Genomic DNA, 8,953 nt, shown 5'->3' on the forward strand with positions numbered 1-8,953 from the left:
TTGAAACCACTCAGATCTATCTCGATGCCGATCTGGCGCTGAAGGAAAAGATCCTCGCCAAGACCATCCCTTTCGACAGCAAGCCGGGCAAGTTCCGCCCCGATGACCGGCTGCTCGCGTTCCTCAACCAACTGTAGGAGACAGGACTATGCCGACATATGGCATCCCAGAACCTCCAATTTTTGGCCTTTTGCTGCCGCTCAAACACGCAACGCGGCATAGTCCACCAGACGGCATATGATCTCGTGATGGCGCCCTATGGCCAGCAGGAGGCAAGCCGATGAGCAAGCTCAAGCTCGGCACGATCGAGCACGACAAGCCGGTCAAGCTCACGATCGAGTTGCCCGCCGTGGTTCACCGCAACCTCATCGCCTATGCGGAAGCCATCGGGCGGGAGAGCGGCCAGCCCGCTCCCGATCCAGCCAAGATCGTCGCACCAATGATGGAGCGCTTTATGGCAACCGACCGTGCGTTCGCAAGAGCGCGAAAAGCAAAGTGACTTCACAGGCTGCGTGCTAGAATTGCGAACCGCCGTGGGTTGCGTTCACCGCGGGATCGATTGAATCAACTTTTTTCAGCTAGCAGAATGGCGCGACGCTTTCGCCCAAGCGGCTGTTGGCACAAGGCCAGGTCATTTCATGCCTTCGATCGAGCGAGCTTCGATTTCGTTTTGGTCCGGGTACAACTCGGAATTGGATGGCCGAGACATATCCTCACCGATTTCATGCAGAACCTTTGGCCCCTTGGCGAGCCGTCGGCCAAGCGCCTCAAGGAAATTGTCGTACCTCTCACCTGCTTTTGCCCGGCTCGCCGCCTGCACAGCGTCTGGAAGTTGCGGCGTTGAAGCCAGCCAGAAGCGGACGAATATTGCCAGCATTTCCACGCTGATACCGAGATCGCGTTCAAGCCGCTGAAGATGACGGCCGATGCCATCGAGCCGCTTTGCAGTTGCCGCTTCGCGGTGCTCGTCGGAATCCGGAGAAACGAACGACGCGACGGCGGCCTCTGCTATCAGGGACCGGGATTGACCACGGCGCGCTGCGTAATCGGCAAGCGAGCGCATAATGGCAGGCTCGAGATATACGGAAAGACGGGCTTTCTTGTCCATGTCAAAGCTCGACACCGTCGTGAGGGTCCATGGCCGCTTGCCGGGCGATCTGCCGCATGCTGCGGGTGACGACGCGACGGCGCACCGCGTCGTCATCGCTTTCATCGCGATCGGGCTCGAACTCATTCGTCGGATGCTTCGCGGGCTCAGGCGCTATGTCTTTATGGCGCTCGAGGCCAGGCTCGCGCCGCAGGCCGGCGTTGGCCGAGTCGGAATCGGCCTTGCCATCTGGTGACGTGTTGAAGATGGATGGTTCGACCTGTTCCGCGGCGGCGTTATTGGTCTTGGTAGGAGTTATTGTTTTAATCGCAGCGACGGTCGACCAATCGTCAGGCTTCGGCCCCGGCATTTCCGCATCCGGTTTCGGCGGCGGCAAGATCCGTTCGGCGAGACGGGCGTCCTCGAAGTATCGTGCCTTTTTCGCGCGGATCGGTGGAACGCCGGCCACCATCACGATCTCGTCGTCGGGCGGGAGCTGCATGACCTCGCCCGCAGTCATGAGTGGACGGGCGGTCTCCTGGCGGGAAACCATCAAATGTCCCAGCCACGGGCTGAGTCTGTGGCCAGCATAGTTTTTCATTGCGCGCATTTCGGTCGCGGTACCGAGCGCATCGGACACGCGCTTTGCCGTGCGCTCATCGTTGGTCGCGAAGCTGACCCGGACATGGCAATTGTCGAGTATCGAGTTGTTGGCGCCGTAGGCCTTTTCGATCTGATTTAATGACTGCGCGATCAGGAAGGATTTCAGCTTGTATCCGGCCATGAAAGCGAGCGCGGACTCGAAGAAGTCGAGCCGGCCAAGCGCCGGGAATTCATCAAGCATCAAGAGCACACGATGCCGCCGATCGGTCGCCTTCAGATCTTCGGTAAGTCGGCGGCCTATCTGATTGAGGATCAGACGGATGAGGGGCTTCGTTCGGCTGATATCGGATGGCGGGACGACCAAATATAATGTCGATGGTTTTTCCTCCCCGGCAATGTCGGCGATGCGCCAGTCGCAGCGCCGCGTCACTTGCGCTACGACGGGATCGCGGTAGAGGCCGAGGAAGGACGTGGCGGTGGAGAGGACGCCGGACCGCTCGTTGTCCGACTTATTTAACAGTTCCCTCGCAGCCGACGCGACGACGGGATGCGGACCCTGCCCGCCAAGGTGAGGCGTCGTCATCATCGCAACCAGCGTGGTTTCAATCGGGCGGCGAGGATCGGAGAGGAACGACGCGACACCGGCGAGCGTCTTGTCCTCCTCGGCGTAGAGGACGTGAAGGATGGTGCCGACCAGAAGCGAGTGACTCGTCTTCTCCCAGTGATTCCTCCGCTCAAGCGAGCCTTCCGGGTCGACCAGGACATCGGCGACGTTCTGCACGTCGCGGACTTCCCATTCACCGCGGCGGACCTCCAGAAGCGGGTTGTAGGCGGCGCTTTCCGTATCGGTCGGATTGAACAGGAGCACCCGGCCAAAGCGTGAGCGCAGGCCGGCCGTGAGCTGCCAGTTCTCACCCTTGATGTCGTGGACGATCGCAGATCCCGGCCAGGTCAGGAGCGAGGGCACAACGAGGCCAACGCCCTTGCCTGAACGTGTCGGCGCGAAGCACAGCACATGCTCCGGACCGTTGTGGCGGAGATATTCCCCATCCAGCCGGCCAATGACGACGCCGTCCGGACCAAGCAGTCCCGCGGCCCTCACCTCCCCGACATTTGCCCATCGCGCTGAACCATAGGTCTGCGCGCTTTTCGCCTCGCGGGCGCGCCAGACCGACATTCCGATGGCGACAGCGATGGCGGTAAAGCCCCCGGACGCGGCGATGCCGGCGCCTTCGAGGAAGATATGGGGTGCGTATGCGTCGAAGAAGTACCACCACCAGAAGAAGGCCGGCGGCGGATAGACCGGCAGGCCTGCAAGGTCGAACCACGAGCCGCCAAGCTGCGGCTGGAAGCCCAGTCGCCATGCCGTCCATTGCGTCGCGCCCCAAGTCGTCGAAAGCACGATCGCAAAGACCGTAAGAATCTGATCCCAGAGAATTTTGGTGGCGGTCACGGAGCGGTCCGGTGCTGGCGGCGGCGCCCGCAAAGAAAGCGCACCGCTTGACCAGCTTCAATAACGATCACGGCGGTATCGCAAAAGGGCGTATGGTTGCGCAAAAATACTTGAAGCGCGACACTCCGCCGGTGGCGACGACAGCGCTAACCCGTAAGTCTGATCGTAAAACAAGTCATACCTGATTGGGCAACGGAAATCGGGCCGCCGCTTGCCGTCTTGCGCATTTTAGACAAGAACGCCCATAACCGAACAAGCAAATCGCGGGCTAGCCCTCCCCGGATCAGGAGGGGTGCAGGTCACACAGTCAAAGCGCTTTATCATGTTGTTGGCGCTGAGACATGCATTTGCAGCCGCATCAAAAACTGCTTGAGCGTTGGATTGACATTGCTTCGCTGCCAATATGCGACAAATCCCAGACGCGTCGCCCCATTGCCGTCGCGCACTTCGCGATAGACGACGTCGGCGATTATATTGCCAGTCGAAGACTCGCAGACAGGGACAATGCCTTGGTGACAACGAACGAGTGAGAGCAAATGATCGTGTGGAACTCCCATGGACTTCACCAACGGCCGATCGCCTGGTGAAGAAATCTTGCTCAGCAACATGTCATGAATTTCGGGTCCGGGATCGCGACGGCTGACTAGAAATCGTTCTGCCTTCAAGTCCGTCCAATAAACGAAATCTCGTTCAGCTAAATAATGCGACTTCGGCAAGGCGACCATCACGCGCTCAGCCCACAGACTTCTCTGGGCGTAAGTTTCATAACGCAGTTCACCCAGCACGACAGCAAGATCTATACTACCGCGCTCAAGCAGGGCGAACAACTCAGACCTATTGTCCTCCACTACATTGATATCGACATCTTCGTGCTCTTTGGCAAAGTCGCATAGGCTCTCGCCAAGCTCACCCGATGTCAGCGACGTGTAAAACCCAATCTCCAGTCGACCCGCAGTCTTGCCTCCGCCGCCTTTGGCGATGCTCTGCATGCTATCCAAATCAATCAAGACTTGCTTCGCGCGGGCCACGACGATTTCACCGTCCGCTGTGAGATGTGCGCCGCTGGTCGAGCGCTCGAACAATATAATGCCAAGGCTGTCTTCAAGCTCCCGAATACGCTTACTCAGCGTGGGCTGCGCAATCCGTAATGCTATGGCGGCGCGCCGAAAACTACGGTGCCGTGCTGCAGCCACAAGGTATCTTAGGTGAACAAAATTCATCATAGCCAAGCCTGCACGCTCAAATGAAACGCACACATTTTTGGTTATCGCCGCTGTGCGCACTGGCGGTATTGACGTAGGTCTGTCAAACGCGCCGGCGAGGCAGTTCAATGAACACCATTGTCGTGGTACTTGATGGTTAAGGTAGCGGTACGAGAGCTCGACGCGATCGAAAATCGGATGCTCAAATGCAGGCCCATTTTTGAGGTGCCGACATCCGCGGTGCCCGCAATCATTGTCGGCACTGGCGGTTGCGCGGACGCTTTTTCATGACGCGCCTCAACCCAAGCTTGGCCAAGTAGACACCGGGAGCGAGTGGCGTTTTAGCAAGCAAGTAATCTTAAGAAGTAGCTATCGGTGTAGGCGAAACATTAGGGTCTGGACTCACAACTTGATCCAATAGAGCGATCCGACCAGGTTGGTGGCGGCGAGGAAGTTTCGAGCGAGTTTGTCATAGCGGGTTGCGATGCGGCGCCAGTCCTTGATGCGGCAGAAGTAGTTTGCGATCTTGTGGCGCTGCCGGTAGAATCGCTTGGGGCAATAGACTTTCCTGGTGGCGTTGCTGCGACTGGGGATGACCGGCAATGCGCCTTCGTCCTTGATCTGCTGACGCACTTTCTGACTATCGTAAGCCTTGTCGGCCGTGACAGCGAGCGGCGGTCTGGGCGTATCGAGAACGTCCTCAACTACTTGACTGTCGTGGACCTGCCCGCCGGTCACCGTGAAGTTCAGCGGGCGGCCTTTGCTGTCAACGGTGGCGTGGATTTTCGTGGAGCGCCCGCCACGACTGATGCCGATCGCCTGATTTTGCTCCCCCCTTATGGATGGCCCGCCCCTTACCGCTGATCCGCTGTAGTTTGCGGTTTGGCTCAGACGAGGGAAGGAGCAGACCAATGCAAATTTCAGTACTCGGCATCGATCTTGGCAAGAACAGCTGCAGCGTCGTTGGCTTGAATAGCTCCGGCAAGGTGATGATTCGACGCCGTATGCGACGGGAGACCGTGATCGCCTACTCCGCCAAGCTTCCAGGGTGCATCGTCGCAATGGAGGCGTGTTGCGGGGCGCATCACATGGGCCGTGAACTCGCGGCGCAAGGTCACATCGTGCGCCTTATGTCACCGGAGTATGTACGGCCATATGTAAAGGCGCAGAAGAACGACGACCGGGATGCTGAAGCGATCGCCGAGGCGGCAACGAGGCCGACCATGCGGTTCGTAGAGCTGAAGAGCCAAGCCCAGCTGGACATGCAGACCTTGCATCGCGTTCGGGATCGCCTGATTGGTGAGCGCACCTCGCTGATGAACCAGATCAGGAGCGTGCTCCTCGAACGCGGGCATATCGTACCGCAGGGCAAAGCCAAACTGGCGGCGCGGCTGGCCGAGCTATTCGCCGATCCTGCTCTGGCGCTAAGCCCCCGCATGCGTGAACTCGTCTGTGACATGCGAGACCGCTGGCAGGTACTCGATAAGCGGATAGATGCATTTGACAAGGAGTTTGCTGAACACGCCCGCCAGGACGAGCATGCCCGTCGGCTGATCACCATTCCCGGCATCGGGGCGCTGAACGCGACGGCTCTTGTCGCGGCCGTCGGAGATGCACGTACCTTCGCCCACGGCCGTGATCTCGCCGCCTGGCTCGGACTCGTGCCACGCCAACAGACGACTGGCGGCAAACCGCGGCTCCTTGGAATTACTAAGCGCGGGAGCAAGTATCTTCGCAAGATGCTGATCCAGGGCGCCAGATCCGCCATGCCGACGCTGAGGAAGAGCAACACAAGGCTAGGCGCATGGCTGCGCGGACTGCTGTCCCGGGCGCATGCCAATACTGCGGTCGTAGCGCTTGCCGCCAAAATGGCACGCATCGTCTGGGCGCTGCTGCGTCACGAGCGAACCTACGAAGCCACCGCTGTAGCGGCCTAAACAAGATCGGTCGGCGATACCGCGCCGACCTATGACGTCTGCGGGTGGTGCGAGGAAGATGGCCTGACAGTCGACCGGTGTTCTGGAATCCTATGGCGCAAAATGGCGCATCGACGCCGGCCCCCTTATGAGGACCAGGACGCGCGGATCTCCATCTTGGCCAACGGCGCTGCCGAAAGGCCGGATACGTTTTCGCAGATTGTCGAGACCAGATGAAACGGCCACTTGACGACGGGGCGGGCCATACGTTTTGCGCCGCTGGCAGCGCGATGGGCTTTTACAATCGTGCTGTCGATCAGATACAGACTATCGCGCGATTTCGATGCCAGCGTGTCAAAAATACGCTTCCAGATTCCGCGTCGAGACCAGCGATTGAAGCGATTGTACACCGTCGTGTAGGGACCGTAACGTTCCGGCAGATCGCGCCACGGCATCCCGGTTCGCAGCACATAAAATATCGCGTTCATGATCTTGCGGTCGTCAGCGCGGGCGCTCTTTCGACTCTTCGGCATCAACGGTTCGAGAAGAGCCCATTCGTCGTCGCTCAAATCAAATCGCATGATCCACCTCCGACTACGGTGAATCACGTTCCTCTTTGATTTTCAACGGACTATCTGGGTACAGACCCTAGTCTGGAAATGAGCTTTGGCGTCACGTTTCAAGGTCTCGCGAAGAGGCGCAGAGAATGCGCGTGAGAACTCAGCGACTGAGCCCCCGCTGGACCGCGAAATTCCAATCCACACCCCCGTCGTCACGAGCGACGCCGGAGACATGTTTGCCGAGATTGCGTTCCAGCGATGGCGACCAAGGCACGAGCTGGAAGCCTAAGCCATCATCGATCATGGCGAAGCGGCCGGACGCGAGCATCAGCCGCTGACGATAGAGGCCGGCGACATACTCTCCGGTCGCTGACTTCCGGAACGGTGTTCCGATCTCGGCCGTGAGCTCCTCACCGATTGAATCGAGTTCGCGCCGTCGCAGCGTCTCAAGGAGATTGCGACTATAAATGACATGCTGGCCCTGCCGGCGAGCCAAACCCTGCTCGATCAGATGCTCGGTGCGGCTCTCCATTGCGGCACGAACGTCCGCGCCGAAGCCGCCGCTGCCGAGCGGCACGGAATCGCGGGCGACGAGCTGGCGATCGAGCCATGTCGCGCCAGACGCCCTCACCTGCGCATTGAGATCGAGATCGGACCGAACGGCCAATGCGACGCGCTCGCGTCCACGGGCGTCCTCGAAGCGGCGCAGTTCGACGATCGAACCGACAGGTCCGTCTCCGGCGGCATCGAGATTGTGCAGTTTGATGTGATGGGTGCGGCCGTCGGTGCCATCGACGACGGCGTAGGCGGAGCCCTTCAGCTCATCGTCGAGGCCGCGGTCAATCAGACGGCCGATGATCGGATCGGCAAGGCTCTCTCCGGCCAGCACATAGCTCGATGCGCTGCGCTCGACACCTCGCCCGCTCAGCGCCCGGTTCATACGTTTGATAATGTCGCCCCGGTCCGCAAGCGTGCGCAGGGTCGACTCCGCCTCATCGGCGATCATCCATTGTCCCGGTCCGACCTGGTTTGCGAGCCCGAGCGACTCAAGCTTGCGCAGGCGGCCGGCTTTCTGGGGCAGGTATTCGTCTGGCTGCTGGCCCGCCACCGGGGCGACATCGATGATACCATGCCGGTTGGCATCGCGGACAAGCTGCCGATCGAGCCACGTCCAGCGTTCGTTTCCCACTTGGTTCTCGAGGCTGCGCCGGATGTCGAGATCGGAGCGCGGTCCGAGCTCCTGCGTGACGAGGTCCTGCGCCCGCGCCCGCATCCCTTTGCTGATGTAGTCCCGTGCAATGACGAGGTCTTTGTCGTCGTCGGCACGTCCGCGCAGGATGATATGGACGTGCGGATTATCAGTGTTCCAGTGATCGACCCCGACCCAGTCGAGCTTGGTGGCGAGATCTTTCTTGGCCTGCCGCATCAGCTCGCGCGCAAAACCTTTCAAGTCGGACATCTGCGCAGCATCCTCGGGCGAAACGATGAACCGGAAATGATGACGGTCGTCCTCGCACCGTTCGGTAAAGGCTTTGACGTCGGCCTCGTCGGTGTCGGAACCGAACATGCGCGCGCGCTCGCCGTCGCGGGTGACGCCCTCACGGCGCAGGTAATTGAGATGTGCCCGAAGAGCTGCGCGACGGCCGGTGTTCCGGACGATGCGGGTCTTCACGGTGGCAAGACGTGAGCGGCTCGTGAGAAGCCGGTTGGCCCGCACGCTGGCGACGCGGCCGCGTCCGAAGCGGGACCGCCGTGATGCCGCGATGCGGCCGCTCCTGCTGACATGGCCGCCGGCGCGTTCGGCGGCGGCCAGCGCCTGAGCGATGAAGGGCTTGGCCCGCATATTCGGACGCGAGCGGATCTTGCCAGGTCGGATGCGGAAGCCGTCTTCAGCGTTCATTGCTAGTGATCCGCGATGTGCGATATTCGTTGAAAGCATTGGGGATTTGTCGCGCGCGCGATCTGGCTGTCGCTCGCGCACATCGCGGCATGCCTGATGAAACATGTGCAGAAACAATGCCCCGACCGTCTCCCAACCGGGCCGCACCTCGCGGCCTTTTATCTTGCCCTCTTAATCGGTCGGGACGTTGATGCTGTGTTCGCCATCGTCGCTGTTTCCTTTCACTACTCAA

General features: G+C 60.1%; 9 protein-coding genes. 3 read left to right on the forward strand and 6 right to left on the reverse strand.

From position 1 onward, the window contains the following. The first annotated feature begins 280 nt into the window (after window positions 1–280). Window positions 281–499, forward strand: coding sequence for a DUF2274 domain-containing protein (locus AB7F49_RS35685; RefSeq protein ID WP_428531493.1), 219 nt, complete (start codon window positions 281–283; stop codon window positions 497–499). 132 nt (window positions 500–631) lie between these two features. On the opposite strand, the gene AB7F49_RS35690 is transcribed toward AB7F49_RS35685, so the two are convergent. After that, a complete protein-coding gene (locus tag AB7F49_RS35690; protein ID WP_428531496.1) occupies window positions 632–1,108 on the reverse strand; it encodes a CopG family transcriptional regulator in 477 nt (158 codons plus the stop codon). 1 nt (window position 1,109) lies between these two features. Further along, window positions 1,110–3,143 carry a conjugal transfer protein TraG gene (locus tag AB7F49_RS35695; protein WP_428531499.1) on the reverse strand — a complete coding sequence of 678 codons (2,034 nt, stop codon included), beginning with the start codon at window positions 3,141–3,143 and terminating at the stop codon, window positions 1,110–1,112. Window positions 3,144–3,154: 11 nt separating this feature from the next. Here AB7F49_RS35695 and AB7F49_RS35700 point away from each other — a divergent pair, with 11 nt between their 5' ends. After that, on the forward strand, window positions 3,155–3,328 hold the full coding sequence (locus AB7F49_RS35700; RefSeq protein WP_428531502.1) for a hypothetical protein: 174 nt from the start codon (window positions 3,155–3,157) through the stop codon (window positions 3,326–3,328). Between the two features lie 135 nt (window positions 3,329–3,463). On the opposite strand, the gene AB7F49_RS35705 is transcribed toward AB7F49_RS35700, so the two are convergent. Together AB7F49_RS35705 and AB7F49_RS35710 are read right to left on the reverse strand one after the other, a co-directional pair. Next, a complete protein-coding gene (locus AB7F49_RS35705) occupies window positions 3,464–4,366 on the reverse strand; it encodes a LysR substrate-binding domain-containing protein (protein WP_428531505.1) in 903 nt (300 codons plus the stop codon). A 381-nt stretch (window positions 4,367–4,747) separates the two neighbouring features. Next, a complete protein-coding gene (locus AB7F49_RS35710) occupies window positions 4,748–5,257 on the reverse strand; it encodes an IS5 family transposase (protein WP_428531508.1) in 510 nt (169 codons plus the stop codon). Between AB7F49_RS35710 and AB7F49_RS35715 the strand changes: the two genes are divergently transcribed. Next, window positions 5,257–6,282 carry an IS110 family transposase gene (locus tag AB7F49_RS35715; RefSeq protein ID WP_428531511.1) on the forward strand — a complete coding sequence of 342 codons (1,026 nt, stop codon included), beginning with the start codon at window positions 5,257–5,259 and terminating at the stop codon, window positions 6,280–6,282. The two genes, AB7F49_RS35710 and AB7F49_RS35715, sit on opposite strands and share 1 nt — an antisense overlap. A 125-nt stretch (window positions 6,283–6,407) precedes the next feature. Here the strand turns inward: AB7F49_RS35715 and AB7F49_RS35720 are convergent, their stop codons facing one another. Further along, window positions 6,408–6,830 (reverse strand): IS5 family transposase, encoded by a 423-nt coding sequence (locus AB7F49_RS35720; protein ID WP_428531514.1) that lies wholly within the window; start codon window positions 6,828–6,830, stop codon window positions 6,408–6,410. A 151-nt stretch (window positions 6,831–6,981) separates the two neighbouring features. Further along, window positions 6,982–8,721: a relaxase/mobilization nuclease domain-containing protein gene (locus AB7F49_RS35725; protein WP_428531517.1), complete on the reverse strand. Its 1,740-nt coding sequence runs from the start codon at window positions 8,719–8,721 to the stop codon at window positions 6,982–6,984. Window positions 8,722–8,953: the final 232 nt, after the last annotated feature.

The organism is Pseudorhodoplanes sp. (genome assembly GCF_050250235.1).
GTDB lineage: Bacteria > Pseudomonadota > Alphaproteobacteria > Rhizobiales > Xanthobacteraceae > Pseudorhodoplanes.

Excerpts from the sequence above, each read along its gene's own strand:
- AB7F49_RS35685 (WP_428531493.1), top strand. The coding sequence starts at position 281 with ATGAGCAAGCTCAAGCTCGGCACGATCGAGCACGACAAGCCGGTCAAG.
- AB7F49_RS35690 (WP_428531496.1), bottom strand. The coding sequence starts at position 1,108 with ATGGACAAGAAAGCCCGTCTTTCCGTATATCTCGAGCCTGCCATTATG.
- AB7F49_RS35705 (WP_428531505.1), bottom strand. The coding sequence starts at position 4,366 with ATGATGAATTTTGTTCACCTAAGATACCTTGTGGCTGCAGCACGGCAC.
- AB7F49_RS35715 (WP_428531511.1), top strand. The coding sequence starts at position 5,257 with ATGCAAATTTCAGTACTCGGCATCGATCTTGGCAAGAACAGCTGCAGC.
- AB7F49_RS35725 (WP_428531517.1), bottom strand. The coding sequence starts at position 8,721 with ATGAACGCTGAAGACGGCTTCCGCATCCGACCTGGCAAGATCCGCTCG.